General features: G+C 75.0%; 23 protein-coding genes. 13 read left to right on the forward strand and 10 right to left on the reverse strand.

Annotated elements, in window-relative coordinates; translation table 11 throughout:
- Nucleotides 1–13: 13 nt before the first annotated feature.
- Together JUB12_RS10380 and JUB12_RS10385 are read right to left on the reverse strand one after the other, a co-directional pair.
- Nucleotides 14–994: a malate dehydrogenase gene (locus JUB12_RS10380; protein WP_205699549.1), complete on the reverse strand. Its 981-nt coding sequence runs from the start codon at nt 992–994 to the stop codon at nt 14–16.
- Between the two features lie 11 nt (nt 995–1,005).
- The gene (locus JUB12_RS10385; RefSeq protein WP_205699550.1) at nt 1,006–3,192 is read right to left on the reverse strand and encodes an NADP-dependent isocitrate dehydrogenase; all 2,187 of its coding nucleotides are present in this window, start codon (nt 3,190–3,192) and stop codon (nt 1,006–1,008) included.
- 103 nt (nt 3,193–3,295) lie between these two features.
- Between JUB12_RS10385 and JUB12_RS10390 the strand changes: the two genes are divergently transcribed.
- Together JUB12_RS10390 and JUB12_RS10395 are read left to right on the forward strand one after the other, a co-directional pair.
- Nucleotides 3,296–3,919, forward strand: coding sequence for a TetR/AcrR family transcriptional regulator (locus tag JUB12_RS10390; protein ID WP_205699551.1), 624 nt, complete (start codon nt 3,296–3,298; stop codon nt 3,917–3,919).
- Nucleotides 3,906–5,567, forward strand: a complete 1,662-nt coding sequence (locus JUB12_RS10395) for an acyl-CoA dehydrogenase family protein (RefSeq protein ID WP_205699552.1) — start codon at nt 3,906–3,908, stop codon at nt 5,565–5,567. The genes JUB12_RS10390 and JUB12_RS10395 overlap by 14 nt, the downstream gene beginning before the upstream one ends.
- An 8-nt stretch (nt 5,568–5,575) precedes the next feature.
- Here the strand turns inward: JUB12_RS10395 and JUB12_RS10400 are convergent, their stop codons facing one another.
- The gene (locus JUB12_RS10400) at nt 5,576–6,178 is read right to left on the reverse strand and encodes a leucyl/phenylalanyl-tRNA--protein transferase (RefSeq protein ID WP_205699553.1); all 603 of its coding nucleotides are present in this window, start codon (nt 6,176–6,178) and stop codon (nt 5,576–5,578) included.
- A 34-nt stretch (nt 6,179–6,212) separates the two neighbouring features.
- On the opposite strand from JUB12_RS10400, the gene JUB12_RS10405 reads away from it, so the two are divergent.
- The 5 genes from JUB12_RS10405 (at nt 6,213) to JUB12_RS10425 (ending at nt 12,246) form a co-directional block, all read left to right on the forward strand.
- Nucleotides 6,213–7,376 (forward strand): site-2 protease family protein, encoded by a 1,164-nt coding sequence (locus JUB12_RS10405; protein WP_205699554.1) that lies wholly within the window; start codon nt 6,213–6,215, stop codon nt 7,374–7,376.
- Nucleotides 7,377–7,473: 97 nt separating this feature from the next.
- A complete protein-coding gene (locus JUB12_RS10410; protein ID WP_205699555.1) occupies nt 7,474–9,171 on the forward strand; it encodes an FAD-binding protein in 1,698 nt (565 codons plus the stop codon).
- Nucleotides 9,171–10,358: a succinate dehydrogenase/fumarate reductase iron-sulfur subunit gene (locus tag JUB12_RS10415; protein WP_205699556.1), complete on the forward strand. Its 1,188-nt coding sequence runs from the start codon at nt 9,171–9,173 to the stop codon at nt 10,356–10,358. Before JUB12_RS10410 ends, JUB12_RS10415 begins: the two co-directional genes overlap by 1 nt.
- On the forward strand, nt 10,355–11,275 hold the full coding sequence (locus tag JUB12_RS10420) for a CoB--CoM heterodisulfide reductase iron-sulfur subunit B family protein (protein WP_205699557.1): 921 nt from the start codon (nt 10,355–10,357) through the stop codon (nt 11,273–11,275). Before JUB12_RS10415 ends, JUB12_RS10420 begins: the two co-directional genes overlap by 4 nt.
- Nucleotides 11,276–11,631: 356 nt before the next feature.
- Complete coding sequence (locus JUB12_RS10425; protein WP_205699558.1) at nt 11,632–12,246, forward strand: response regulator transcription factor; 615 nt, start codon at nt 11,632–11,634, stop codon at nt 12,244–12,246.
- Here JUB12_RS10425 and JUB12_RS10430 read toward each other — a convergent pair.
- Nucleotides 12,243–12,380: a hypothetical protein gene (locus JUB12_RS10430; protein ID WP_205699559.1), complete on the reverse strand. Its 138-nt coding sequence runs from the start codon at nt 12,378–12,380 to the stop codon at nt 12,243–12,245. The genes JUB12_RS10425 and JUB12_RS10430 overlap by 4 nt on opposite strands.
- A 115-nt stretch (nt 12,381–12,495) precedes the next feature.
- Here JUB12_RS10430 and JUB12_RS10435 point away from each other — a divergent pair, with 115 nt between their 5' ends.
- The gene (locus JUB12_RS10435; protein ID WP_205699560.1) at nt 12,496–13,410 is read left to right on the forward strand and encodes a DUF5937 family protein; all 915 of its coding nucleotides are present in this window, start codon (nt 12,496–12,498) and stop codon (nt 13,408–13,410) included.
- Here the strand turns inward: JUB12_RS10435 and JUB12_RS10440 are convergent.
- Genes JUB12_RS10440 through JUB12_RS10450 form a run of 3 tightly spaced genes read right to left on the reverse strand, consistent with a single transcriptional unit; the run spans nt 13,407 to nt 16,255 of the window.
- Nucleotides 13,407–13,928, reverse strand: a complete 522-nt coding sequence (locus JUB12_RS10440; protein ID WP_205699561.1) for a CAP domain-containing protein — start codon at nt 13,926–13,928, stop codon at nt 13,407–13,409. The genes JUB12_RS10435 and JUB12_RS10440 overlap by 4 nt on opposite strands.
- 18 nt (nt 13,929–13,946) lie before the next feature.
- Complete coding sequence (locus JUB12_RS10445; RefSeq protein WP_241004494.1) at nt 13,947–14,993, reverse strand: aspartate-semialdehyde dehydrogenase; 1,047 nt, start codon at nt 14,991–14,993, stop codon at nt 13,947–13,949.
- Entirely contained in the window at nt 14,990–16,255 is a 1,266-nt protein-coding gene (locus JUB12_RS10450; protein WP_241004496.1) for an aspartate kinase, read from the reverse strand. Before JUB12_RS10450 ends, JUB12_RS10445 begins: the two co-directional genes overlap by 4 nt.
- A gap of 57 nt (nt 16,256–16,312) precedes the next feature.
- On the opposite strand from JUB12_RS10450, the gene JUB12_RS10455 reads away from it, so the two are divergent.
- The 5 genes from JUB12_RS10455 (at nt 16,313) to JUB12_RS10475 (ending at nt 23,022) form a co-directional block, all read left to right on the forward strand.
- Entirely contained in the window at nt 16,313–17,554 is a 1,242-nt protein-coding gene (locus tag JUB12_RS10455; protein ID WP_205699562.1) for a glycoside hydrolase family 3 N-terminal domain-containing protein, read from the forward strand.
- 110 nt (nt 17,555–17,664) lie between these two features.
- Nucleotides 17,665–18,387: an ABC transporter ATP-binding protein gene (locus tag JUB12_RS10460; protein ID WP_205699563.1), complete on the forward strand. Its 723-nt coding sequence runs from the start codon at nt 17,665–17,667 to the stop codon at nt 18,385–18,387.
- On the forward strand, nt 18,384–20,660 hold the full coding sequence (locus JUB12_RS10465; protein ID WP_205699564.1) for an ABC transporter permease: 2,277 nt from the start codon (nt 18,384–18,386) through the stop codon (nt 20,658–20,660). Before JUB12_RS10460 ends, JUB12_RS10465 begins: the two co-directional genes overlap by 4 nt.
- Entirely contained in the window at nt 20,657–22,255 is a 1,599-nt protein-coding gene (locus JUB12_RS10470) for a hypothetical protein (protein WP_205699565.1), read from the forward strand. Before JUB12_RS10465 ends, JUB12_RS10470 begins: the two co-directional genes overlap by 4 nt.
- Nucleotides 22,256–22,287: 32 nt before the next feature.
- Nucleotides 22,288–23,022 carry a trans-aconitate 2-methyltransferase gene (locus JUB12_RS10475; RefSeq protein ID WP_205699566.1) on the forward strand — a complete coding sequence of 245 codons (735 nt, stop codon included), beginning with the start codon at nt 22,288–22,290 and terminating at the stop codon, nt 23,020–23,022.
- A gap of 9 nt (nt 23,023–23,031) precedes the next feature.
- Here the strand turns inward: JUB12_RS10475 and recR are convergent, their stop codons facing one another.
- From recR to dnaX, 3 genes are read right to left on the reverse strand one after another with little or no spacing between them, the layout of a single operon-like run.
- Entirely contained in the window at nt 23,032–23,631 is a 600-nt protein-coding gene (gene recR, locus JUB12_RS10480) for a recombination mediator RecR (RefSeq protein WP_205699753.1), read from the reverse strand.
- Between the two features lie 4 nt (nt 23,632–23,635).
- Nucleotides 23,636–24,052: a YbaB/EbfC family nucleoid-associated protein gene (locus JUB12_RS10485; protein WP_205699567.1), complete on the reverse strand. Its 417-nt coding sequence runs from the start codon at nt 24,050–24,052 to the stop codon at nt 23,636–23,638.
- Nucleotides 24,052–25,902, reverse strand: a complete 1,851-nt coding sequence (gene dnaX / locus JUB12_RS10490) for a DNA polymerase III subunit gamma/tau (protein ID WP_205699568.1) — start codon at nt 25,900–25,902, stop codon at nt 24,052–24,054. Before dnaX ends, JUB12_RS10485 begins: the two co-directional genes overlap by 1 nt.
- Nucleotides 25,903–25,906 lie beyond the last annotated feature (4 nt).

A 25,906-nucleotide genomic window follows, 5' to 3' on the forward strand; every position in this document is an offset into this window, starting at 1 on the left:
ATGAGGCCAGGCGCTAGCCCAGCAGCCCGAGGCCCTGCACGGCCTCGCGCTCGCCCTTGAGCTCGTCGACGGTCTTGTCGATCTTGCCCTGGGCGAACTCGTTGACCTCGAGGCCCTCGACGACCTCGTAGCTCCCGCCGCTGCAGCGCACCGGGAAGCCGGAGACGAGGCCCTCCGGGACGCCGTACTGGCCCTGGGACGGGACGGCCATCGAGCGGATGCCGTCGGCGCCCAGCGCCCAGTCGCGGACGTGGTCGATGGCGGCGCTGGCCGCGGACGCGGCGGAGGACGCGCCGCGGGCCTCGATGATCTCCGCACCGCGCTTGCCGACGCGCGGCAGGTACTCGTTCTCGTACCAGTCGAGGTCGACCTTGTCGGCGGCCTTCTCGCCCTTGACCTTCGCGTTGAAGAGGTCCGGGAACATCGTCGGCGAGTGGTTGCCCCACACGGCGAGGTCCTGGATGTCCTCGACGGCGCAGCCGAGCTTCGTGGCGAGCTGGGCGACCGCCCGGTTCTCGTCGAGGCGGACCATCGCGGTGAAGCGCTCGTTCGGGACGTCGGGCGCGTTGTTCATGGCGATCAGCGCGTTGGTGTTCGCCGGGTTGCCGACGACGAGGACCTTGACGTCGTCCGCGGCGTGGTCGTTGATCGCCTTGCCCTGCGGCTTGAAGATCGCGCCGTTGGCCTCGAGGAGGTCGGCGCGCTCCATGCCCTTCGTGCGCGGGCGCGCGCCGATGAGCAGCGCGACGTTGGCGCCGTCGAAGGCGACGTTGGGGTCGTCGGTGATCTCGACGGAGTCCAGGAGCGGGAACGCGCAGTCGAAGAGCTCGAGCGCGGTGCCCTCCGCGGCCTTCACGGCCTGGGGGATCTCCAGGAGGCGCAGCTGGACCTTCTGGTGGTCGCCGAGCATCTGACCCGAGGCGATGCGGAACAGGACGGCGTAGCCGATGGCGCCGGCGGCGCCCGTGACGGTGACCTTCTTGACGTCGGACATTGCCCCGGACCCTAGACCTCGGTCGCCGCCGCTGCCGTGAGGGCGTCGTTGAACGTCCGACTGGGCCGCATCGCCGCGCTCGCCTTGTCCGGATCGGGGTGGAAGTACCCCCCGACGTCGACCGGCTGGCCCTGCACCTCGGTGAGCTCCGCGACGATCTGCTCCTCCTTGGCGGCGAGCTCCGCGGCGAGGCCCTGGAACCGGCCCGCGAGCTCGGAGTCCTCGGTCTGGGACGCGAGCTCCTGGGCCCAGAAGAGCGCGAGGTAGAAGTGGCTGCCGCGGTTGTCCAGCTCGCCGGCCTTGCGCGACGGCGAGCGGCCCTCCTCCAGGAGCTTGCCGGTGGCGCGGTCCAGCGCCTGGCCGAGCACCCGCGCGCGCGGGTTGTCGTCCTTCTCGGCGAGGTGCTCGAGGGAGACCGCCAGCGCGAGGAACTCGCCCAGGGAGTCCCAGCGCAGGTGGTTCTCGCGGTTGAACTGCTGGACGTGCTTGGGGGCCGAGCCGCCGGCGCCGGTCTCGAACAGGCCGCCGCCCGCCATGAGCGGGACGATCGACAGCATCTTCGCGCTGGTCCCCAGCTCGAGGATCGGGAAGAGGTCGGTCAGGTAGTCGCGCAGGACGTTGCCGGTCACGGAGATCGTGTCCTCGCCGCGGCGGGCGCGCTCGAGGGTGAACCGGGCCGCCTCGCCCACCGGCAGGACCTCGACCTGCAGGCCGTCGGTGTCGAGCTCGTCGAGGACCGGTCGGACCTTCTTGAGCAGCTCGGCGTCGTGCGGGCGGGTCTCGTCGAGCCAGAAGACCGCCGGGGCGCCGGTGGCGCGGGCGCGGCGGACGGCGAGCTCGACCCAGTCGCGGATGGGCGCGTCCTTCGTCTGGCACGCGCGGAAGATGTCCCCCGCCTGGACCTCCTGCTCGAGCAGCGTGGTGCCCGACTCGTCGACGAGGCGCACCGTGCCGGGCGCGTCGACCTCGAAGGTCTTGTCGTGGGAGCCGTACTCCTCGGCCTTCTGGGCCATGAGGCCGACGTTCGGCGTGGTGCCCATCGTCGCCGGGTCGAAGGCGCCGTGGCGCTTGCAGTGCTCGATCGTCTCGGCGTACAGCGCGGCGTAGCTCGAGTCCGGGATCACGCACTTGGTGTCCTGCTGCTCGCCCTGGGCGTTCCAGCCCTGCCCCGAGGAGCGGATGAGCGCGGGCATCGACGCGTCGATGATCACGTCGCTCGGGACGTGCAGGTTCGTGATGCCGCGGTCGGAGTCGACCATGTAGAGCGCCGGCCCGTCGGCGAGCACGCGGTCGAGCTGCTCCTGCTTGTCGGGGTGGGCGCTGACGAGGGAGGCGAGGCCGTCGTCGGGGTCGACGTCGGGCACGTCGTCGAAGAGGTCGCCCACGACGGCGCGGACCGCGTGGCCGAAGATGATCGGGTCCGAGACCTTCATCATCGTCGCCTTGAGGTGGACGCTGAGCAGGACGCCCTGCTCCTTGGCCTCGGCGACCTGCGCACGCAGGAACGCGTCGAGCTGGGCCTTGCGCATGACGGCGGCGTCCAGCACCTCGCCGGCCAGCAGCGGGACGCGCTCCTTGAGGACCGTGACGGTCCCGTCGGCGGCGACGTGCTCGATGCGCACCGCACCCTCGGACTGCACGGTCACGGACTTCTCGGTCGAGCGGAAGTCGCCGTCGCCCATCGTCGAGACGTGCGTCATGGAGTCGCCCGACCAGGCGCCCATGGAGTGCGGGTGCTTGCGCGCGTAGGACTTCACCGACTCGGGCGCGCGGCGGTCGGAGTTGCCCTCGCGCAGCACCGGGTTGACCGCGCTGCCCTTGACCTTGTCGTAGCGGGCGCGGACGTCGCGCTCCTCGTCGGTCTGCGGGTCCTCCGGGTAGGGCGGCAGGTCGTAGCCCTGCTCCTGCAGCTCCTTGACCGCGGCCTTGAGCTGCGGCACCGACGCGCTGATGTTCGGCAGCTTGATGATGTTCGCCTCGGGCGTGGAGGCGAGGTCGCCCAGCTCGGCCAGGGCGTCCGGCACGCGCTGCTCGTCGGTGAGGCGCTCGGGGAACTGGGCGAGGATGCGCCCGGCGAGGGAGATGTCGCGCGTCTCGACCTCGACACCGGCGGCCTCCGTGAAGGCCTCGACGATGGGCAGGAGGGAGTGCGTGGCGAGCGCCGGCGCCTCGTCGGTGTGGGTGTAGATGATCTTCATGGGCCCGCCGGAAGCTACCCCCGCGTGCGAACAGGGGGACTGTCCCCTTCTTCGCACGGACGCTTGACGGCAAGGGCTGAACCCTGGTTCACTCCTTGGCGCGATGGCCTACCGGCCCACCGAGCGCACCGAGGCGCGGCGCCTGGCCGCGCGGGGCAGGATCGTCCGTGCGGCGCTCGAGCTCGTCGCCGCGGGCGGCTACCGCGAGGCGTCGGTGGCCGCGGTGGCCAAGCGCGCCGGCGTGGCGACCGGCACGGTCTACCGCCACTTCCCCGGCAAGGCCGAGCTGGTGGCCGAGGTCTTCCGCGTAGCCTCGCAGCACGAGGTCGACGCCGTCGCCGCGGCCGCCGCCGTCGACGCCCCCGCCCCGCAGCGCATCGCCGCCGCGGTCGAGACCTTCGCGCGCCGCGCGCTCGCCGGCCGACGCCTGGCCTGGGCGCTCATCGCCGAGCCCGTCGACCCGGCGGTCGAGGCCGAGCGCCTCGTCTTCCGCCGCGCCTACGCCGAGGCGTTCGCCGCCGCCGTGCGCGACGGCGTCGCCGCCGGCGACCTGCCCGAGCAGGACCCCGACTTCACCGCCACCGCCCTCGTGGGCGCGATCGGCGAGGCCCTCGTCGGGCCGACCTCCCCCACGTCCCCGCGCCGCGACGAGGACCGCCTCGTCGCCGCGCTCGTCCAGTTCGCCCTCCGATCCGCAGGAGCAGGAGCCGTCCATGTCCGTCGCTGAGCGCCCGTCCGCCGCCACCCACGAGGTCACCAACCAGCCGCCGCCGCTGGCGCCGCTGAACCTCTTCACCTCCGACCGCGTCCTGCAGGAGGCGGCCGAGCGCGAGGGCGCGGGCTGGGCCCGCCAGGCGCTCGTCGAGGCGGGCGAGAGCTGGGGCGGCGAGCCGCTGCTCGAGTGGGGCCCGCAGGCCAACGAGAACCCGCCGAGGCTCAAGGTCGTCGACCGCTACGGCCACCGCCTCGACGAGGTCGAGTTCCATCCCTCCTGGCACGAGCTCATGCGGCTGTCCAGCGAGGGCGGGCTCAACAGCCTCCCGTGGACGGAGACCGAGCGCCCGGCACACGTCGTCCGCGCGGCCGGCGCGATCATGACCGGGCAGGTCGAGGCCGGCCACGGCTGCCCGATGACGATGACCTTCGCGGTCGTGCCGGCGCTCCGCGCGCAGTCCGAGATCGCCGCCGAGTGGGAGCCGCTGCTGACCGCGCCGGCCTACGACGGCCGGCTCATCCCCGCGTCGGAGAAGGGCTCGGCGAAGGCGGGCATGGCGATGACCGAGAAGCAGGGCGGCTCGGACGTGCGCGCCAACACGACGGTCGCCGAGCCGGTGGACGGGGGCGGCGCCGGCGGCGAGTACCTCCTGCGCGGCCACAAGTGGTTCTGCAGCGCGCCGATGTGCGACATGTTCCTCGTCCTGGCCCAGACGGAAGACCATCCCACCCGCCCCTCGTGCTTCCACGTGCCGCGGATCCTCCCCGACGGCTCGCGCAACGTCTTCCGCATCCAGCGGCTGAAGGAGAAGCTCGGCGACCGCTCCAACGCGTCGTCGGAGGTCGAGTTCGACGGCACGTGGGGCCGGATGGTCGGCGAGCCGGGCCGCGGCGTCCCGACGATCATCGAGATGGTCGGCCACACCCGGCTGGACTGCATCATCGGCTCGGCCGCCGGCATGCGCTGGGCCGTCGCCAACGCGACGTGGCACACGGCGCACCGCGCAGCCTTCGGCAAGCTCCTCGCCGAGCAGCCGCTCATGCGCAACGTGCTCGCGGACATCGCCATCGAGTCCGAGGCCGCGACCGCGCTGGCGCTGCGCCTCGCCCGCGCCTACGACGAGGACGACGTCGCCCTGCGGCGCCTCGGGACCGCGGTGGGCAAGTACTGGGTGTGCAAGCGCCTCCCGGGCCTCGCGGCCGAGGCGATGGAGTGCCTGGGCGGCAACGGCTTCGTCGAGGAGTCCGGCATGCCGCGCCTCTTCCGCCAGTCGCCGCTGAACTCCATCTGGGAGGGCTCGGGCAACGTCAACGCGCTCGACGTCCTGCGCGCGCTGGCCAAGCAGCCCGAGGTCCTCGCGGCGTACTTCGACGAGCTCGAGCTGGCGGGCGGCGCCGACGCGCGCCTGGACGCGTTCATCGCCGGCGTGCGCGACGAGTTCGCCGACCTCGACGGCGTGGAGGTCCGCGCGCGGCGGATCGTCGAGAAGCTCGCCCTCGCGTGGCAGGGCTCGCTCCTGGTCCGCGGCGCGCCGGCCGAGGTCGCCGACGCGTTCTGCGCCTCGCGCCTGGCGGGGGACGCCGGCCTGGCCTACGGGACGTTGCCGCGCGGGCTGGACCTCGCCGCGATCGTGGAGCGCGCGACGCCAGTGGCGGCGTAGGGCGGCGCTCAGACCCCGGACGACAGCGGCACCGCCGCCCGCAGCCGCTCCTCGTAGGCGACCTGCGAGATCTCCTGCGCCCCGAGGCGCAGCAGGTGCGGCGTGGAGAGCTGGACGTCGCAGACGACGCAGCCGCCGCTCGCCAGCGTCTCGAGGGTGCGCAGCAGCGCGACGTTCCCGGCGTGCGGGCGCAGGTGGAACATCGACTCGAGCATCGCCGCGCCGTCGAGGGTGACCGCGAGCACGCCGGCGAGCAGCTCGCGGCCGTCGGCGTCCCAGAGCTCGAACGAGTGCGCGTGACCCGCGGCGTGCAGGGCGCCGTAGAGCGCGCCCATGCGCGGGGTCAGCCAGACCCCGTCGCCGTCGCGGCGCGGGCGGGCGCAGCCCTGCAGCACGCGGTCGAAGGCGAGGTCGAGACGCAGCTGCCAGCCCTCCCGCTCGCCGACGGCCACCGAGCGGCGGACCTTGCGGCGGGTGTGGGCGAGCGCGTCGGGGTCGAGCTCGAAGACCGTGCGCGGGTCGGCGGTCCACCAGGGCAGCTCCGTGCGGCCCTCCTCGTCCATGGGGAAGAGGCCGAGCGCGTAGAGCCCGAGGATCCGTCCGACGTCCACCTGCCCATCATCTTCGCCCGGAGGCGCCCGCGGGATGCGTCACCATGTCCGACGCGTGTTCGGCGGCGGCGGCTCGATCCAGCTCTTCCGGGTCCTCGGGATCCGCGTGGGTGCCAGCCCGAGCTGGTTCGTCGTCCTCTTCCTGCTGATCTACCTGCTGTCGGACTACTTCGACGACTACTGGGTGGCCGTCGGGGCGGCGTTCTGCTTCTTCGCCTCGCTGCTGCTCCACGAGCTCGGCCACGCGCTGGTCGCCCGCCGCGAGGGGATCGGCATCAGCGGCATCGACCTGTGGTTCTTCGGCGGCCTCGCGCGCATGACGCGCGAGCCCGACACCCCGGGCGAGGAGTTCCGCGTCGCCGTGGCCGGCCCGCTCGCGACCGCGCTGGTCATCGGCCTCTGCGTCCTCATCGGCACCCTGCTGTCCCAGACGGGCGACGTGCTCGACGCCGCGCTCCTCGAGAGCCCGGACGTCGGCGCCGGCGTGCAGCTGGTGGGCTGGCTCGCCCTCGTCAACGCCTTCCTGCTGGCGTTCAACCTCGTGCCCGCCTTCCCGCTCGACGGCGGGCGCATCGCCCGCGCCGCGGTGTGGCGCGCGACGGGCGACCGCAACCGCGCCACGCGCGCCAGCGCCCGGCTGGGCCAGGGCTTCGGCTACCTGCTCATCGGCGTCGGCATCGCGCTCATCGCCGCGGGCGACCCGGCCAACGGCATCTACATGGCCGTCCTGGGCCTGTTCCTCGGCCAGGCCGCGCGCGGGGCGATCCTCTCCAGCGCGTTCTCCGAGCGCCTCGAGGGCATCACCGCCGCCGACGTCATGGACGACGACCCCGTCGCCGTGCCGGGCGACGCCGACGCGCGCCGCACCCACGACGAGTTCTTCCTGCGCTACGGCTGGCCGTCGTTCCCCGTGACCGACGCCGCCGGGCGCTACCTCGGGCTGCTGCGCGCCGAGCGCGTCGACGAGGCGCTCGCGGGCGGCCTCGAGCGCTCCGCCGCCGCGGACCTCGCCGACGCCGACCACGACCTGCGCGTCGCCGCCGCGACGCCCCTCCAGGCGCTGCTGGCCCACGAGCCGCTGGCCCGCCTCGGGACGCTGTCGGTGGTCGACGCGCAGGAGCGGCTGGTCGGCACGCTGACCGTCCAGCAGGTCCGCCGCGCGCTGGCCGCCAGCGCGTCCGAGCCCTTGCGCGGATAGCAGCCCCGACGAGGCGCGTGGGCGTGCGCCGGGCAGGGGTCGGGCTGCGGGGTCCCGCGTATAAGCTGCGAGACCCCCTCGAAGCTCTCGGAGGAGCATGCCCCAGCACGACGTCCTGATCCTCGGTGCCGGCCTGGCCGGCCAGCGCGCCGCCCTCGCGGCGGCCGACGCGGGCGCCACCGTGGCGATCATGTCCAAGGTCCACCCGGTGCGCTCCCACAGCGTGGCTGCGGCCGGTGGCATCAACGCGGCCATCAACGTCGCCGACGACTGGCGCTCGCACGCCTACGACACGGTGAAGGGGTCCGACTTCCTCGGCGACCAGGACGCCATCGAGGTCATGTGCTCCGAGGCGCCCAACGAGGTCATGCACCTCGAGCACATCGGGGTGACCTTCCACCGCAACGAGACCGGCGAGCTCGACCTGCGCGCCTTCGGCGGCGCCTCGATGAAGCGCACCGCCTACGTCGCGGACATCACCGGCCAGGCGATCCTCCACGTCCTCTACGAGCAGCTCATGAAGTACCACGAGCGCGTGGACCGCTACGAGGAGTGGTTCACCACGTCGCTGCTCCAGGACGAGCAGGGCACCTGCACCGGCTGCATCGCCCGCAACATCCGCACGGGCGCGCTCGAGGCCTTCACCGCCAAGAACGTCATCCTCGCCACCGGCGGCGCCGGCCAGTGCTGGAAGCCGACGACCAACGCCCTGATCTGCACGGGCGACGGCATCTCGATGGCCTACCGCATCGATGCGCCGCTCATGGACATGGAGATGGTCCAGTACCACCCGACCACGCTGGTCGAGAACGGCTTCCTCATCACCGAGGGCGCCCGCGGCGAGGGCGCGCACCTGCTCAACAGCGAGGGCGAGCGCTTCATGGAGAAGTACGCGCCCAACAAGATGGAGCTCGCCTCGCGCGACGTCGTCTCGCGAGCCGAGCAGACCGAGATCAACGAGGGCCGCGGCGTCGGCGAGGACGGGTCGGGCATCTACCTCGACATCACCGTCGTCCCGAAGAAGCGCACGCTCGAGGCGCTGCGCGAGATCGTCAACATCGGCAAGGACTTCGCCGGTGTGGACATCACGAAGGAGCCCATCCTCATCCGCCCGGGCCAGCACTACATCATGGGCGGCGTCAAGACCGACGTGGACGGCGCCACGCCGATCCCGGGCCTCTACGCCGCCGGCGAGGTCGCCTGCGTCTCGGTCCACGGCGGCAACCGCCTGGGCGCGAACTCGCTGCTGGACACGCTGATCTTCGGCCGCCGCTCGGGCGAGCACGCCGCGGAGCGCGCGAAGAACATGCGCATGCCCGAGCCGGCCACGCCGGCCCGCCTGCGCCAGGACGCCGACATGATCGACGCGATCCTCAGCCGCCCCAAGACGGGCCGCCGGGTCTCGGAGATCAAGGAGGAGCTCGGCACCGAGATGAACAAGAACGTCGCGGTGTTCCGCGACGAGGCCGGCCTCCAGCACGCCCACGAGACGGTCCGCCGCCTCAAGGAGGAGGCCAAGACGGCCTACGTCGACGACCGCGGCACCGTCTTCAACCAGGACGTCCTGGGCGCCATCGAGCTGGGCTTCATGCTCGACTGCGCCGAGGCGACCGTCGTCGCCGCGATCGAGCGCAAGGAGTCGCGCGGCGCGCAGTTCCGCACCGACTTCCCCGAGCGCGACGACGAGACCTGGCTCAAGCACATCGACATCTCCCGCAACGGGGAGGACGTCCCGAGCGTGACCTACTCGCCCGTGACGATCACCGACTGGCAGCCCGAGGAGCGCAAGTACTAGTGGCCGACACCCGCAAGCCCGCGCAGGACTTCACGCTGCGCATCCGGCGCTACGACCCGGAGTCGGGCGAGGCGCCCACCTGGGACCAGCACACGATCAAGCTCGAGCCGCACCGGTCGGTCCTCGAGGGCATCCTGCAGGCCAAGGCGAAGTTCGACGGCTCGATCGGCATCCGCTGCTCGTGTCGCGCGGCGATCTGCGGCTCCTGCGGCGTGCGCATCAACGGCCAGCCCGGCCTCGCCTGCCACACCCACCTCGACAAGGCGCTCGCGACCGCCAAGGACGGGGTCATCGAGGTCGAGCCGATGGGCAACATGCCCATCATCAAGGACCTCATCGTGGACATGGACGCCGTCCACTGGAAGAAGGTCCAGCGCGTCACGCCGTGGCTGCTCGCCGACGACGAGAACATGCCCGAGCGCGAGCACGTCGTCCCGCGCGAGTCGATGATCGACGTCACGCAGTCGATGGCCTGCATCCAGTGCGGCGCCTGCGTCTCGGACTGCCTCTCGATGGAGGTCGACCCGCTCTTCGTCGGCCCGGCCGCCCTCGCGAAGGCCTACCGCTTCGTCGGCGACCCGCGCGACACGCAGCACTTCGAGCGCCTGAAGGACCTCTCCGAGGACCCGCACGGCATCTTCGACTGCACGCACTGCTTCAAGTGCATCGAGGCCTGCCCCAAGGGCGTGGCGCCGATGAACCAGATCATGCGCCTGCGCCGCCGCGCGAGCGCCGACCACGGCATCGAGGACCGCAACAACGGCGTGCGCCACGAGCACGCCTTCACGACGCTCGTGCGCCAGGGCGGCCTCCTCCACGAGGCCGAGCTGCTGCCGCGCTCCTACGGCGGCGACTCGTGGTTCGGCAAGTTCCACCCGAACGCCGGCCAGGAGCTCATCGACTCGCTGCCGGTCATCACCAAGGCGCTGCTGCGCCGCAAGGTCACCCCGGGGGCGGCGCTCAAGCCGCACCGCATCCCCAAGGAGGACCTGAAGTCGATCCAGCGGATCTCGGACGTCATCGAGGCGCGCGACGAGCGGATCGAGCTCAACCTGTACATCACCGGCTACGACGAGGAGACGGAGGGCGCCAAGGAGCCCAACGTCGCCGCGGTCGCCGGAGGCGGCGAGGACGGGGCGATGCCCTCGGCCCCGGGTGCCGACCCCGCAGGAAGGACGAAGGAATGAAGGTCGCCTACTGGCCCGGCTGCGTCAGCCGTGGCTTCACCCCCGAGCTGCACGGGTCGGTCGCCAAGGTCGCCCCGCTGCTGGACATCGACCTCGTCGAGCTCGACCGCGCCTGCTGCACCGGCGCGGGCGTGATCGCCGAGCACAACCAGGAGCTCGCCGACACCTACAACGGCCGCACGTTCGCGCTGGCCCAGCAGGTGGAGGGCGCGGACCTGATGATGAACATCTGCTCGACCTGCCAGGGCGCGCAGAGCGAGTCGCAGGAGCGCCTGGACGCCAACGCGGAGTACCGCGCGCACGTCAACGCGACGATCCAGGAGACCGACGGGATCTCCTACGAGAAGGGGATCGTCAACAAGAACTTCCTGTGGCTGCTCGTCGAGGAGATCGGCCTCGACGCGCTCGCCAGCAAGGTCAAGAAGCCGCTGACCGACCTCCGGGTCGGCCCGTTCTACGGCTGCTACATCGTCCGCCCGACCGCCCGCCTGGGCATCGACGACGAGAACCCGCGCGACACGTACCTGTCGAAGGTCATCGAGGCGCTCGGCGGCACCGTGGTCGAGTACGCCGGCAGCCACAAGTGCTGCGGCTTCCCGATCATCACGATGAACAAGACGGCCTCCCTCAAGCAGGCCGGCCGCCACCTCGGCGACGCGATCGACGCCGACGCCGACTGCGTCGTGACGCCGTGCCCGCTGTGCCACCTCAACCTGGACCTCCAGCAGCCGCTGGCCGCCCGCGCCGCGGGCCGCGAGCTGGGCATGCCGGTCCTCCACCTGCCCCAGCTCGTCGGCCTGGCCCTCGGCCTGAGCCCCAAGGAGCTGGGCATGCAGCGCCACGTGGTCAAGCCGACGTCCGTCGTCGACTGGTCCACGTCCGTCGTCGCCGGTGTCGGCGGCGACCGCGGCTGGTAGTCGCGAGCTCCCTCCTGCCGACGTGACGCGGGGCGGCCGATGGCCGCCCCGCTCATGCTCCCCCTGCTCAAGATGTGACGAGGGGCGCGTCGCCCTGCCCGCCGACGCGCCCCCCGTTGATCCCCTGTCCAGGTGGGTGTCCCCTGGCGGCCGACCCCATCGGCCGCCTCACCCGCCTGGTTCGCGTACCCCATGCGCCCCAGGGAAGTTCTGTGCTGCGAGGAGGATGATGCCGCGCGGGTAGGGCGCCGTCGTCCTCCCGGGCGGGTGATCTTCGGGTGAGGAAGAGGGTGAGTCGCGGGTGAGACAGGCCTCACCCTCCGGCCCGGATCTGCCGATAGGGTCGCCAGAGGCCGATGCGATCGAGGACCGCCATCACCGTCGCCGCCGCCGGGTTCGAGGACCTCGTGCGCCTGGGCCTGCAGGCGCTGGTCGAGGCCGACGAGCACCTGGAGCTGCTGGCCGCCGACCTCCCGCTGGACCGGCTGGCCCTGTTCCTCGAAGACCTGCGCCCGACCGTCCTGCTGCTCAACGTGGAGGCGCTCGACTCGGCGGCCGACGTGCACCGGCTCCACGGCGCGATGCCCGACGTGCGCCTGGTGCTCCTGGCCGACCGGCCCACACCGGCCGAGTCCAACCAGCTGCTGGCGCTCGGCGCCTCGGCCTGCCTGGGCAAGGCGGTGCAGGCCCGCGACATCCGCAACGCGATCCACCTGGCGTCGCGGGGGCTGCAGGTCGTCCCCCAGGGGGCGAGCAACGGCGGCGCGCCGGCGACGCAGGCCGGCCCGGAGCTGCTGACGCCCCGCGAGGCCGACGTGCTCCAGCTCCTGCGCCAGGGCCGCTCGAACGCGGAGATCGCCCAGGCGCTGACGGTGAGCGTCGAGACGGTCCGCACCCACCGGCGCAACATCTACCGCAAGCTCGGTGTGCGGACCCGCCGCGAGCTCGCGGCGCTCGGCCAGCACCGCTAGCGGCTGAGGACGCGCCCGGCGCGGCGCGGGCCGCGGGTCGTCCGCGGCGCGGGGCCCGGCGAGGCGGCGGCGCGGCGCTCGGCGTCGGCCAGCCGCTGGTCGACGTGGGTGGCGGTGAGGAGGTGCTCGATCATGGGACGCAGCCTCCCGGGGTTGCGCTCGGCCGACGAACGATTCACCCTGGCGTGAATCGTCCGGTACGTCTTCACCGTCGAGGACCTCGCGCGCCTGCGGCTGGCGATCTCGCCGATGCAGGAGCTGCTGGCCGCGCTGCGGGCGCTCCAGGCGCCCGGAACCGCGGCGCTGCACCTGCCGTGGATCCGCCAGGCCCGCTCGCGCCTCGCCGGCCTCGACGTCCGCCCGCTGCTGGCCCTCGTGCCGGTCACCGGCTACGTGCCGGACTTCCTCGGGCCGCCGCCGGCGTCGCCCGAGACGACCGTCGGGGACGACCTCGCCGTCATCCGCGCCACCGACCCTGACCGCGTGCGCGTGGAGCTCGGCCACGCGGTCCCCCAGCTCGGCCCACCCGCGGCGCGGCTGGTGCGGGCGCTGCAGCGCGAGCCTGCCCGGACGCTCACCAGGCTGGCCGACCTCCTCGAGGAGGCCTGGGACCGGCTCGTCGAGCCCGACTGGCCACGGGTGCGCGCCCTCCTGCTCGCCGACGTCCAGCACCGTGCCCGCACGCTGGCCGACCGCGGCGCCGAGGCGATGCTCGACGACGTCCACCGCGACGTGCGCTGGCGCGAGGGGGCGGTCGAGCTGCGCGTCGCCTACGAGCGCGAGATCGAGCTGGGCGGCCGCGGGCTGCTGCTCGTCCCCTCCGCCTTCCTGGCCAAGATCGCGGTGGTGACCGACGAGCCCTGGCAGCCGACCGTCGTCTTCCCCGCCCGCGGCGTCGCGCTGCTGTGGGAGGACCCGCCGGCGGCGCCCGAGGGGCTGGCCCGCGTCCTGGGCGCCACCCGCGCGAGGCTCCTGGTGCGCCTGGAGGCGCCGGCGTCCACGACGGAGCTGGCGACCCAGCTGGGCCTCGCCCCGGGCGGCGTGTCGGCCCACCTCACCGCCCTGGCCGCGGCGGGACTGCTCAGCGCCCGGCGGGAGGGCCGCTCGGTCCTCTACCTGCGCACACCAGCTGCCGACGCGCTGCTGGCGGCCGCGGGCGGCTAGCGCGCGATGGCGCGCTGGATGCCGAAGACCTGCACGTAGTAGCGACCCCACCGGCCGCCGGCCGCCACGCCGGTGCCGATGTGGGTGAAGCGGCGGTCGAGCAGGTTGCGCCGGTGCGGGGCGCTCGCGAGCCAGGTGGCGCAGGCGTCGGCGCCGGTCGGCCAGCCCCAGGCGAGGTTCTCCCCCACCCCCTGGTAGCGGTGGGTGTAGCGGCTGACGCGCTCGGCCGGGCCGCGGCCCTGGGGGTCGCGGTGGCCGGTGTAGCCCCGCTTCGCCATGCCCTTGGCCTGCAGGCGCGCGGCGCGGGAGAGCGACGGGTCGGCCTTCAGCGCCGGGAGGCCGCGGCGGCCCCGCTCGACGTTGGCACAGCGCCGGATGGCGACCTCGTCGACCGCCGTGGCGGTGCTCGCCGACGACGCGGCGACGGTGCGGGTGAGCTGCGCAGCGCTCGGCCCGGGTGTCAGCGCGAGGACACCCGTCACCAGGGCAGCCGGGATCGTCGGGTCCAGCAGCGCCATCAGGTCGGGATCCTGCCGTCAGGCGGCGGCGCGTGCGCCACCTACGACACCGCGCTGCACCAGCAGCTCGGCGATCTGCACGGTGTTGAGGGCCGCGCCCTTGAGGAGGTTGTCGCCCACGACGAAGAGGTTCAGGGTCTTGGGATCGCTGAGGTCCTTGCGGACGCGGCCGACGGCGACCTCGTCGCGGCCAGCGTATTCCACCGGCGTGGGGACGTTGTGAACGACTTCACCGGGGAACGCCTCGAGGACGCGCAGCGCCTCGTCGAGGTCGACCTCCCGCCGGAACGTCGCGCGGCACTGCACCGAGTGGCCGACGAAGACGGGCACGCGCACGCACGTGGGCGACACGCGCAGCTCCGGCAGGTCGAGGATCTTGCGCGACTCGTTCATGAGCTTGAGCTCCTCGTCGGTGTAGCCACCGTCCTTCTCGGAGCCCAGCCACGGCACGACGTTGAACGCCAGCGGCTTGGCGTGGACCTCGGCCGCGATGCCCTCGAGCGCCTTGCCCTTGCCGGCGACGAGGTCGTCGCGGCGCTGCATGAGCGGCTCGACCTGGTCGGCCAGCTCGTCCATGCCCTTCTGCCCCGCGCCGCCCGCGGCCTGGAAGCTCGTCGCCACCAGGTCGGTGAGGCCGAAGGCGTCGTGCAGCGCCTTCAGCGGGAGCATGATCTGCATCGTCGTGCAGTTCGGGTTGGCGACGATGCCCTTGCCGATCCGGTCCAGCGCGTCGGGGTTGACCTCGGCGACGACGAGCGGGACGTCGTCGTCCATCCGCCACGCGCTCGAGTTGTCGACGACGACCGCGCCGGCCTGCGCGAACTTCGGTGCCCACGCCTTGGAGGTCGAGCCGCCCGCGGAGAAGATCGCGATGTCGAAGCCCTCCTGGACGCCCTCCTCGAGGGCCTGGACGACCAGGCCGCCGTGGAGCTCGCGCCCGGCGCTGCGCGCCGAGGCGATCGGGACGACCTCGAGGTCGGGGATGCCGCCCTCGCGCTCGTGGAGGAGGCGCAGCATCGCGGTGCCCACGGCGCCCGTGGCGCCCACGACGGCGACGCGGGTCACGACGCGAACTCCCCGAAGGGCTGCTCGGGCCGGATCGTGTCGCTGCCCTGCAGCTCGAAGGCGCTGTGCAGGGCGCGCACCGCGTCCTCGACCTGGCCGCCCGGGACCACGCAGGAGATCCGGATCGGCGAGGTCGAGATCATCTCGATGTTGATCTCGTTGGCCCCGAGGGTGCTGAAGACCTTCGCGGCCACGCCGGGGTGGGACTTCATGCCGGCGCCGACGATCGAGACCTTGCCCATCGACTCGTCGGTCTCCAGGCGCATGTCGAGCTCCGCGCACAGCGGCTCGAGCGCCTCGCGCGCCGTCGGGAGGTCGTCGCGCGGGATCGTGAACGACATCTCGGCCAGCGTGCCGGCGGAGCGTGGCTCGTTCTGGATGATCATGTCGATGTTGACGTTCGCGTCGGCCAGGGCGGTCGTGACGCGGCCGGCGAGGCCGGGCGAGTCCGGCACGCCGACGAGCGTCACGCGGGCCTCGCCGCGCGAGTGCGTCACCGCGGTGATGAGCGGGTGCTCCATGGTCTCCTCCTCGGACACGACGACCGTGCCCGGTGCGTCGTCGAAGCTCGAACGGCAGTGGATGCGCACGCCGTGGTTGCGCGCGTACTCGACGCTGCGCAGCTGCAGGACGCCGGCGCCGGACGCGGCCATCTCCAGCATCTCGTCGAACGAGACGACGGTGAGCTTGCGCGCGTCGGGGACGATGCGCGGATCGGCGCTGAAGACGCCCGGCACGTCGGTGTAGATCTCGCAGACGTCGGCGCCGACGGCGGCGGCCAGGGCGACGGCGGTGGTGTCCGACCCGCCGCGGCCGAGCGTCGTGACGTCCTTGGCGGTCGAGACGCCCTGGAAGCCGGCGACGAGGACGATGTCGCCCTCGTCGAGCGCGGCGTGGATGCGGTCGGCGCGCACCTCGAGGATGCGGGCCTTCGTGTGCGAGGTGTCGGTGACGATGCCGGCCTGCGAGCCGGTGAGCGAGATCGCCCGGTGGCCGAGGTCGTTGATCGCCATGGCGCACAGGGCGCAGGAGACGCGCTCGCCCGTCGAGAGGAGCATGTCCATCTCGCGGGGGTCGGGGTTCTCCGAGACCTCCTGGGCGTCGGCGATCAGGCGGTCGGTCTCCTTGCCGCGGGCGGAGAGGACGGCGACGACGCGCAGGCCCTCCTCGCGCTTGGCCACGATGCGGTGGGCGGCGCGCTTGAGCCGCTCGGCGTCGGCGACCGAGGTGCCTCCGAACTTCATGACCACCGTGCCCGGCATGGACGCTGCAGGGTATCGACGGACCCCGGCTGACGCGGGTGCGCGAGGATCCGGCACGTGCGGAGGCGGAGGCGGCTCGTCCTGGTGGTCCTGGCCCTGCTGGTCGTGGGCGCCGGAGCCGGGGCGTTCCTCGCGCTGCGCGACGACGAGGACCGGCCCGCCACCGAGGCGGGGTCGTCCTTCGGCGGCGGCGACGAGGAGGCCCCGCGGAGCACGGCGCTCCTGGACGCGCTCGCGCCGCTGCTGGCGTCCGACCAGGGCGAGCGGCGCGCCGCGCCCACCCCGCCGCCGGCCGGCGACGACGAGGACGAGCGCGTCCGGCTCCCGCTGCCGGCCGCGCGCGCGGCGGCACGGCTCTTCCTCGTGGGCTTCGCGGGCACGTCGCCCGACGCGCCGTTCTTCACCCGGTTGCGGGCGCGGGGCTGGGGCGGCGTGGTGCTCGAGCGCGGCAACGCGGTGCGCGGGCCGCAGGCCTTCGGCGCGCTGGCGCGCCGGGTGCGCGAGGTCGCGCGCGAGGCGGGCCAGGGCGCGCCGCTGGTGGCGGCGGTGCAGGACGGCACCGACGCGACCGCGCTGCGCAGCCTGCCGCCGCGGGCGCCGGTGGAGACGGCGGACGCCGGCGAGGCCGAGCGCGACGCGCGGGCGGCGGGCCGGCGGCTGCGCGGGCTGGGCGTCGCGCTGGACCTCGCGCCGCCGGCGAGCCTCGGCAGCGCCGGTGGCCCGTGGGAGGGCCTGGCCTTCGGCGACGAGCCGGGGGTGGTGGGCGACGCGGTCCGCGCGGCGGTCGACGGCTACCGCGCCGGCGGCGTCGCGGCGGTGGTCGGGCGCTTCCCCGGCGAGGGCGCGGCGTCCCAGGACCCGTCGGCGGGCGCGGCCACGGTCGGCCTGGCGCTCGAGGACCTGCGCGCCAACGACCTCGTCCCGTTCCGCCGCGTCGCGCGCCGGGCGGCGGCGATCCAGATGAGCCCCGCGCTGTACGCCGCCTGGGACGGCGTGACGCCGGCGACGCTCCTGCCCGAGGCGGTGCGGGAGCTGCGGGGGACGGGCTTCGACGGCGTCGTGGTGAGCGCCGACCTCGCCGTCACGACCCTCGCGACGGGCGGCTCGGTCGGCGACGCGGCGGTCCGCGCCCTGCAGGCGGGCTGCGACCTGCTGTGGGTCCCGGGTGACCGCCAGGCCCAGGAGGACGCCTACCGCGCCGTCCTCGCCGCGATCCGCCGCGGCGACGTCGAGACCGCGCACGTCGCCGACGCCCTGAAGCGCATCGCCGCGCTCAAGCGCCGGTTCCGCATCCGCTGACGCGACGCGCCGGGTGGAAAGTGCCAGGCACCTTCCACGTGCGAGGTGGAAAGTGCCAGGCACTTTCCACGTTGACGCGACCGCGACAGCGCGCCGGGCACCCTCCTCGGGTGCTGTCGAGCGAGCCGGTGCTGCGCGCGAGGGGCCTGCGCAAGAGCCACGGCTCCGGGCGGGCGCAGCGGACGGTGCTCGCCGGCGTCGACCTCGACGTGGTGCCGGGCGAGCTCGTGGCGATCGTGGGGCGGTCGGGCGCCGGGAAGTCGACGCTCCTGCACGTCCTGGGCGGGCTCGACGACGCCGACGCGGGGACGGTCGAGGTCGCGGGGAGGGCGCTCACCGGCGTGCCGGAACGCCGGCGCGCCGAGGTCCGTCGCGACGTCCTGGGCTTCGTCTTCCAGTTCTTCCACCTCGTCCCGGAGCTCGACGGCGAGGCCAACGTCCTACTGCCGACGACGCTGCCGGGCGCGGCGCCGGGCGGCGCGGCGCGCGGGCAGGCGCTCATCGACCGCCTCGGCCTGCGCGAGGTCGCCGGCCTCCTGCCCCACCAGCTGTCGGGCGGCGAGCAGCAGCGCTTCGCGCTGGCCCGCGCGCTCGTCGCCGACCCGCCGGTCGTGCTCGCCGACGAGCCGATCGGCAACCTCGACGCCACGGCCGGCGCGCTCGTCCTGACGCTCCTGCGCGAGGTGGCCGACGAGGGCCGCGCCGTCGTCATGGTCACCCACCAGGCCGAGGCGACCGCGGTGGCCGACCGGGTCGTGCGCCTCGAGGAAGGACTGCTGGCCGAGGACGTGCGGGACGGCGCCGGGCTGGCCGACCACGCCGCCGGCCGGTGAGGCGGTCGCGCCGGCTGCTCACGGCCTTCGGCGTCCTGGGCGCCGCGCTCGTGCTCGGCGTCGCGCTGACCGTCGTCCAGGGCCTCGCGACCGGCTTCGACCGCGCCGCCGACGAGGCCGACCTCGCCAGCGTCGTGGCGCGCTTCGACGAGCAGCCGCGTGAGCGTGTCGCCGCCCGCGTCGGCGCCCTGCCCAACCTCGCCGCCGCCTCCTACCGCTACGAGGAGACGCGGGTGCCGCTGCGCGCTCGCGGACGGCGGACGGGCGACGGCGTCGTCCAGCTCGTCGACGACGAGCCGCGCCGCGGCTACGCGATCGTCGCCGGACGCGACCTGCGGCGGTCCTCCGCGCCCGGCGCCGAGGAGGAGGTCGTCGTCGAGCGTGGCCTCGCCGACGAGTGGGGGCTGGAGGTCGGGGACCGTCTTCGCGTGGGTCGCGGCGGCGGTCGGCGGGTCGTGGGCATCGCGGTCGGGCCCGACAACGTCGCCTACCCCCTCGCCCCGACGGCCCGGGTCTACCTCTCGCTCGGCGCGTTCGAGCGGCGGGTGAGCGAGCGCTTCGGCCGCGCCGTGCGCTTCCCCGTCAACGAGGCGCTGCTGTGGACCGCCGACGAGGACCGCACCGACGTCCTGCTCTCCCAGGCCCGCCAGACCGCCGCGGGCGTGCGCGGCCTGCGCTTCGTCACCCGCGAAGGCGTGCAGGCGATCGTGTCGCAGAGCGCCGGCCTCGTCGTCGGCCTGCTCGTGGCGTTCGGCGTGGTCGCGGCGGGGCTCGCGGGCGTGCTGCTCGGTGCCGGCGCGCAGTCCGACGTCCAGCGCCGGCTGCCGTCGATCGGTGTGCGCCGGGCGGTCGGGCTGCGGCCCGCGGGCGTTGTGCGCGGCCACGCCCTGGAGGGCGCGCAGGCCGCGGCGCTGCCGGCGGCCGCGGGGCTCGCGCTCGGCGCCGTCGTCGCGGGCGGGCCCACCGCGTCGGTCCTGCACAGCCTCAACCAGCTCGAGGCGCCGGTGGCCGAGCGGCTGCCGCTGCTGGCGGCCGCGTGGCTCGCCGTCGTCGTCCTGGTGGCCGCGGCGTCCGCGCTGCCGGCATGGCGTGCGGCGCGCCGGCCCGTCGCCACGCTCCTGCGTGGCGGGGACGTCGCCACCCCGCGCGGCCCGGGCCGGGCCGGCCTGCGCGGCGGCCGCGGCGTCGTCGGCCTGGGCGCGCGGCTCGTCGCGGCACGGCGCGCGCGCTACGCGGTGGTCGTCGGGGTCCTCGGCGCCGCGGCGGCCGTCGCGCTCCTGCTCCTGGCGCTGGCCTCCCTGCTGACCGCCCTGCGCGACGACCCCGCCACGCTGGGCAAGCGCTACCAGCTGACCGCGAACCTGGACCCGAGCTTCGCCCCGGACGTCGAGCGCCTCGACGGCGTCGCCGCCGCCGCGCCGCGCTTCCAGGTGGACGCGGTGGGCGCGGGGGCGCTCGGCTCGCCGCTGCGCCTCATCGCCTACCCGGGCGACCACACGCGCTTCGAGGCGCCGCCGCTGGCCGAGGGCCGGCGCGTGCGCGGCGACGGGGAGGCGGAGGTCGGCGCCGGGCTGGCCGACGTCCTCGGCCTGCGCGTCGGCTCGACCCTCGCCGTCCAGCCGCAGAGCACCCAGGAGGTGCGCTTCCGCGTCGTCGGCATCGTCCGCGCGCTGCAGGACGAGGGCCGCGTCGCCTTCGTGCGGCCGGGCCGGCTCGAGGCGGTCCTCGGGGAGCTGGGCGGTCCGATCGCCGTCCGGCTCGAGCCGGGCGCCGACCGCGCGCGGGTGACGCGGGAGCTCGCCGCGCTCGGCGCGCGGGCCGCCCCCGTCGGCGGCGCCACGGGGGACGACCGCGCGTTCCTCGGCGTGCTCGCGGCGCTGCTGCGGGTCGTCGCCGGGAGCGTCGGGCTCGTCGTGCTCTTCGCGCTCGTCCAGACCCTGGCGCTCACCGCACGCGAGCGGCGCGGGGCGGTGGCGACGCTGCGCGCGGCGGGCGCCGACCGCCGCGCGCTGACCCGGCTGCTCGGCGGCGCCGCACTGGCCGTGGTGCTGCCCGCGGCGGCGCTCGCGGTGCTCCTCGAGGCGGCGGTGCTCTCCCCGGTGGTCGCGTCGCTGGCCGCGGGCTACGCCGACCTCCCGCTCGGCGCGTCGCTGCCCCAGGCGCTGGCCGTCGCGGGCGGCCTGGCGGTGCTGGCGGCGGCGGCCGGGACGCTCACGGCCCGCCGCCTCGAGCGCGAGCCCGTGGTCGCCGGCCTGCGTGAGGAGGCGGGGTGAGCGAGCGCGCCACCCGCCGCGAGCTGCTGCTGCGGGCGGCGGCCGCCGGGCTCCTGACCCCGTCGGCCGCCGCGGTGCTCGCGGCGTGCGGCGACGAGGACGCTCCCGCCCCAGGCTCGACGCGCCGCGGGACCCTGCGCGACGCCGACGGCGACGGCCTCCTCGGCCGCGGTCCGGGCCTGGCGCTGGTGGACCGTCGCGAGCTCGGCGGCGGCGGGCGGCCGCGGCGCACGCTGGCCTTCCTCGGCCAGCTCACCGACGTCCACGTGCGCGACGCGCAGTCGCCGGGCCGGGTCCCGTTCCTCGACCGCCTCGGCCCGGTGCTCGGCTCGACCTTCCGCCCGCACGAGCTGCTCGGGCCCCACGTCCTCGCCGCGGCGCTGCGCACGCTCGCGGCGGAGGGCCCGCAGCACCTGCTCGTCACGGGCGACGTGGTCGACTCGGCGCAGCGCAACGAGCTCGACTGGGCGCTCGGGCTGCTGACCGGGCGTTCCGTGCGGCCGGACTCCGGCGCGCGCGGCTACCGCGGCGTGCAGCAGGCCTCCAACCCGGACCCGTCGTACTACCGCCCCGACGTCGACGCCCCGCGCCACCCGGGTCTGCTGCGACGCGCCCTGCGGCCCGTCCTCGCGCCGCGGCTGTCCATGCCCTGGTGGCCGGCCCTCGGCAACCACGACGTCCTGGTCCAGGGCGAGTACGCGCCGACGGCGGCGCTCACCGCCGCCGCGACGGGCCGCCGCCTCCAGGTCTCCGTCGACCTCGACGACCTGCCGTTCGGGCTCGCGGGTCGCCCCACGCCCGCGCAGGTCGACCAGCTGCTCGCCGCCGGCCTGCCGGGCGACGCGCTCACCGTCCCCGCGGACCCGCGCCGTGCCCACCTGCGCGCCGCCGAGGCCGTCGAGCGCCTGCGCGCCGCGGCGCCCCGGCCGCCGCGCCTCGCCGACCCCGCGCGGCTGGACTACGCGTTCGCGGCCGCCGACGACGTCCACGTCGTGGTGCTCGACCTCGTCCGCCGCGACGGAGGGTCGGGCGGCGTCGTCTCGCCCGCGGCGCTCGCCGCGCTGCGCGCGGGCCTGCGCGAGGCGGAGGACCGCTGGGTCGTCGTGGCCTGCCACCAGCCGCTGCACGAGAGCGACGGCGCCGGCCCCGCGCTGGCGCTGCTCGACGCGGACCCGCGCGTCGTCGCCGTCGTCGCCGGCCACCGCCACCGCAACGTCGTCGAGCCGCGCCGGACGCCGGCCGGCGGGTACTGGCTCGTCACCACGTCGTCGCTCGTCGACACCCCGCAGCAGTGGCGGGCGCTGCGCGTGGTGGAGACCGACCGGGGGAGCGTCGCGTTGGAGACGTGGATGGTCGACCACGCGGGGCGCCCGGACGACGAGGGGGACCTCGCCGGCATCGCGCGCGACCTCGCCTTCCTCGACGCCCAGGGCGGCCGCCCGTTCGGCGCCGCCGGGCCGCCCGAGGCGCGCAACGCCCGGCTGCACCTCCCCCGCCGTGCGCCCCGCCCGCCGCGGCGCGCCGGCACGCGGCCCGCCCGCCCGCCGCGGCCGGCGCCGGAGCGCGGCATCGGCGACGGGCTCACCGCAGGCTGAGCCGCGGTACGCGAACCTCCCGGTGGTCGCCGATGAGCTGGGACGCCGCCACCTACGACGCGCTGCCCCTCCCCCACGTCGCCTGGGGGCGCTGGGCGCGCGGCCGCCTCGACCTCCAGGGCCACGAGCACGTGCTCGACGTCGGCTGCGGCACCGGCCGCGACCTCCAGGACCTCCTCGAGCAGCACCCGGCCCTGCGGGCGACCGCGCTGGACCGCTCGGGCGAGATGCTGGCGCGGGCGCGGGAGCGCCTGGCCCGCCACGGCGACCGCGTGCGCTTCCTCCAGGCCGACGTCACCCAGCCGCTGGCGCTCGAGGAGCCCGCCGACGCGGCGTTCAGCGTCGCCGCCCTGCACTGGGTCGCCGACCACGAGGCGGCGTTCCGCGCGCTGCACGCTGCGCTGGCGCCCGGCGCGCCGCTCGTGGTCGATGCGGGCGGCCACGGCAACATCGCCCGGACGCGCGCGGCGATCGAGGCCGCGGGCGAGGACCCGGAGGCCTACGTGCACTTCGCCACGCCGCACGACACGCGCGAGCGGCTCGAGGCGGCGGGCTTCGAGGTCCTCGAGGCGTCGCTGGTCGCCGCGCCGACGACGCTGCCCGACCGCCCCACGTTCGAGCGCTTCCTGCGCACGATCGTGCTCGGCCGCCACGTCGCCGAGCGCGGCGAGGAGGAGCGCGCGCGGATCATCGCCGAGGTCGCCGACGGCCTGCCGGGGCTGTCGATCGACTACGTGCGCCTGCGGGTCGTCGCCCGCCGGCGCTGACCGGGCGACCTAGAGCGAGCGGCGGCCGACGAACGCGCGGCCGAGCGTGACCTCGTCGGCGTACTCGAGGTCCGCACCCACGGGCAGGCCGGAGGCCAGGCGCGTGACGGTGACCTCGGGCTGGCGCTCGTGGATCTCGCGCGCGAGGTGCAGCGCGGTGGCCTCGCCGGTCGTCGTCGGGTTCGTGGCGAGGACGACCTCGCGCACCTCCCCGTCCTCGAGCCGGCGCAGGAGCTCGGCGATCTTGAGGTCCTCGGGGTCGACGCCGTCGATCGGCGACAGGGCGCCGCCCAGCACGTGGTAGCGGCCGCGGTACTCGTGCGTGCGCTCGACCGGGATGACGTCCCCCGGCTCCTCGACGACGCAGAGGACCGACGGGTCGCGACGCTCGTCCTCGCAGATCCGGCAGCGCGGCGCGTCGGCGAGGTTGAAGCACACCTCGCAGAGGCCGATGCGCTCCTTGACCTCGCGGATCGCGTCGGCCAGCGCGAAGGCCTCCTCGTCGGAGGCGCGCAGGACGTGGAAGGCGAGGCGCTGGGCCGTGCGCTGGCCGATGCCCGGCAGGCGGCCGAGCTCCGTGACCAGCCGCTGGATCGGCGCGGGGTACAGGGCGCTACCGCTTCTTGCGCCGCGCGGCGCGGTTCATCGGCGGGCCACCGCCCGGCAGACCCGGACCGCCCATGCCCCCGCCGAGCCCGCCCAGCATGTCCAGCGCGCTGGCGGGGTCGAAGCCCGACGCGCCGGCGGCGCCCTCGGCGAGCTTGGCCTCGGCGTCCTTGGCCTGGCGCAGCGCCTCGTTGACGGCGGCGAGGACGAGGTCCTGCAGCATCTCGACGTCCTCGGGGTCGACCGCGTCGGGGTCGACGGTGAGCGACTCGAGCTGGCCGTCGCCGCGCGCCACGACCTTCACGACGCCGCCGCCGGCAGAGGCCTCGAAGGTCTTGGCCTGCAGCTCCTCCAGCGCCTTCTGCTGCTGGGCCATCATCTCCTGGGCCTGCTTCAGCATGTTCTGGAGGTTGGGCTGGGGCATCAGGACGGCGTCTCCTCGGCGGCGGGGGCGGCGGCTTGCGCTTCAGGATCCACGATCTCGGCGTCGAACTCCTCCACGAGGCGCTCGACGAGCTCGGTGTCGCTCAGCGCCTTCGGCGCGGCCTGCTCGAGCTCGGCGACCTCGAAGGCCAGGCGCGGGCGGACGCCGAGGAGGTCGGCGAACGCGGCGACGACGGGCCGCTGGAACTCCGGGTCCTCGCACTTGCGGCGGTGGAAGGCGTGCGCGGGCGCGAAGGCCAGCGTGATCTCGCCGTCCTCGCAGCGCAGCGGCCGGGCCTCGTCGAACGTCATCCCGTGCAGGAGGCTCTGCTCCTTCAGGGTCGCGACGACCGACGGCCAGACGTCGCGGACGCCGTCGAGGTCGAGGCGGGCGACGGGGGCGCGGACGACCGCGGCCGCGGCGGCGGGCTGCGGGAGCTCGGGCTCGGGCGCGACGGCGCTCGCGGTGGCCGCGGCGGCCTGGGGCTGTGGCGGCGCGGGAGCCGCGACGGCCTGCGGCTGCGGCGCGGCCTGGCGCGGGGCCGGCGCGGCCTCGGGCGGCGCGGCGGCGGGCCCGGGCGACGCGGCGGCGCGTGCGGGCGGCGCGGGGGCGGGCGCGCGCGGCGGCGCCACCGGCGCGGGCGGGGCGGCGGCGGCCGACGGGGCGGCCGGCGCCGGGGGCGCGCCACCGGCGGCCAGCGCGGCCTCGAGGCGCTCGACGCGGGCGAGCAGCGCGCGGGTCGAGCCGTCCACCTCGGGCGCGGCGGCCTTCACGAGCGCGAGCTCGAGCTGGGTGCGGGCGTCGGCGCCCTCGCGCGTCATCCGCATGCCGGCGGCGAGCAGGTCGAGCAGCCGGACGACGTCGCCGCCGCGCACCGCCCGCGCCTGCGCGAGCAGCCGCTCGTCGCGGTCGGGCGTCAGGCGCAGCTGCACCGGCACCTCGCCGAGCGTCTGCACCACGAGCACCTCGCGCGCGTGGCCCTCGAGGTCGCGGGCGAACTGGCCGAGGTCGCGGCCGCTGTCGGCCAGCCGGGCGACGCCCCGCAGGGCCTCGGCGGCGTCACCGGCGGCCACGGCCTCGACGGCGCCGAACAGCAGCTCGTCGTCGGCCACGCCGAGCACGGCGAGGACGTCCTCGAGGCCGATGGTGCGCCCGGCGTAGGTGACGAGCTGCTCGAGCGTGCCGAGCGCGTCGCGGAACGAGCCGGTCGCGTGGCGGGCGACGAGCGCGACGGCGTCCGCGCCGACCTCGATCTGCTCCTGGCGGGCGACGCGGTCGACGACCGCGGCGAGCTGCTCGACGGTCGGGCGGGTGAAGTCGAAGCGGTGGCAGCGGTCCACCACCGTGTCCATGACCTTGTGCGCCTCGGTCGTGGCGAGCACGAAGATCGTGTTCGGCGGCGGCTCCTCAAGCGTCTTGAGGAACGCGTTCCACGCCGCCGACGACAGCATGTGCGCCTCGTCGAGGATGTAGACCTTGTAGCCGCCGGCCACCGGCGCGAACTGCACGCGCTCGCGCAGGTCGCGGATGTCGTCGACCGAGTTGTTCGAGGCCGCGTCCATCTCGACGACGTCGAGCGACGTGGCGTTCGCGATCGCCACGCAGGACGGGCAGCGCCCGCAGGGCTCGGTCGTCGGGCGGGTCGGCGCGCCCTCGCAGTTCAGGCACGCGGCGAGGATCTTCGCCATCGACGTCTTGCCGGTCCCGCGCGACCCGACGAAGAGGTACGCGTGGTGCACCTTGCCCTGCTCGACGGCGTTGCGCAGGGTGCGCACGACGTGCTCCTGGCCGACGACGTCGGCGAACGTCCGTGGGCGGTGGCGGCGGTACAGGGAGGGGCCGGCGGACACGGAC

Source organism: Conexibacter sp. SYSU D00693, from assembly GCF_017084525.1.
In the GTDB taxonomy this organism is placed as follows: domain Bacteria; phylum Actinomycetota; class Thermoleophilia; order Solirubrobacterales; family Solirubrobacteraceae; genus Baekduia.

What these genes read in the sequence shown, in the direction of transcription:
- JUB12_RS10435 (WP_205699560.1), top strand. Translation starts at nt 12,496, where the DNA reads ATGCAGGAGCTGCTGGCCGCGCTGCGGGCGCTCCAGGCGCCCGGAACC.
- JUB12_RS10385 (WP_205699550.1), bottom strand. Translation starts at nt 3,192, where the DNA reads ATGAAGATCATCTACACCCACACCGACGAGGCGCCGGCGCTCGCCACG.
- JUB12_RS10440 (WP_205699561.1), bottom strand. Translation starts at nt 13,928, where the DNA reads ATGGCGCTGCTGGACCCGACGATCCCGGCTGCCCTGGTGACGGGTGTC.
- JUB12_RS10410 (WP_205699555.1), top strand. Translation starts at nt 7,474, where the DNA reads ATGCCCCAGCACGACGTCCTGATCCTCGGTGCCGGCCTGGCCGGCCAG.
- JUB12_RS10395 (WP_205699552.1), top strand. Translation starts at nt 3,906, where the DNA reads ATGTCCGTCGCTGAGCGCCCGTCCGCCGCCACCCACGAGGTCACCAAC.
- JUB12_RS10425 (WP_205699558.1), top strand. Translation starts at nt 11,632, where the DNA reads ATGCGATCGAGGACCGCCATCACCGTCGCCGCCGCCGGGTTCGAGGAC.
- JUB12_RS10405 (WP_205699554.1), top strand. Translation starts at nt 6,213, where the DNA reads ATGCGTCACCATGTCCGACGCGTGTTCGGCGGCGGCGGCTCGATCCAG.
- JUB12_RS10380 (WP_205699549.1), bottom strand. Translation starts at nt 994, where the DNA reads ATGTCCGACGTCAAGAAGGTCACCGTCACGGGCGCCGCCGGCGCCATC.
- JUB12_RS10485 (WP_205699567.1), bottom strand. Translation starts at nt 24,052, where the DNA reads ATGCCCCAGCCCAACCTCCAGAACATGCTGAAGCAGGCCCAGGAGATG.
- JUB12_RS10475 (WP_205699566.1), top strand. Translation starts at nt 22,288, where the DNA reads ATGAGCTGGGACGCCGCCACCTACGACGCGCTGCCCCTCCCCCACGTC.
- JUB12_RS10420 (WP_205699557.1), top strand. Translation starts at nt 10,355, where the DNA reads ATGAAGGTCGCCTACTGGCCCGGCTGCGTCAGCCGTGGCTTCACCCCC.
- JUB12_RS10390 (WP_205699551.1), top strand. Translation starts at nt 3,296, where the DNA reads ATGGCCTACCGGCCCACCGAGCGCACCGAGGCGCGGCGCCTGGCCGCG.
- JUB12_RS10430 (WP_205699559.1), bottom strand. Translation starts at nt 12,380, where the DNA reads ATGATCGAGCACCTCCTCACCGCCACCCACGTCGACCAGCGGCTGGCC.
- JUB12_RS10450 (WP_241004496.1), bottom strand. Translation starts at nt 16,255, where the DNA reads ATGCCGGGCACGGTGGTCATGAAGTTCGGAGGCACCTCGGTCGCCGAC.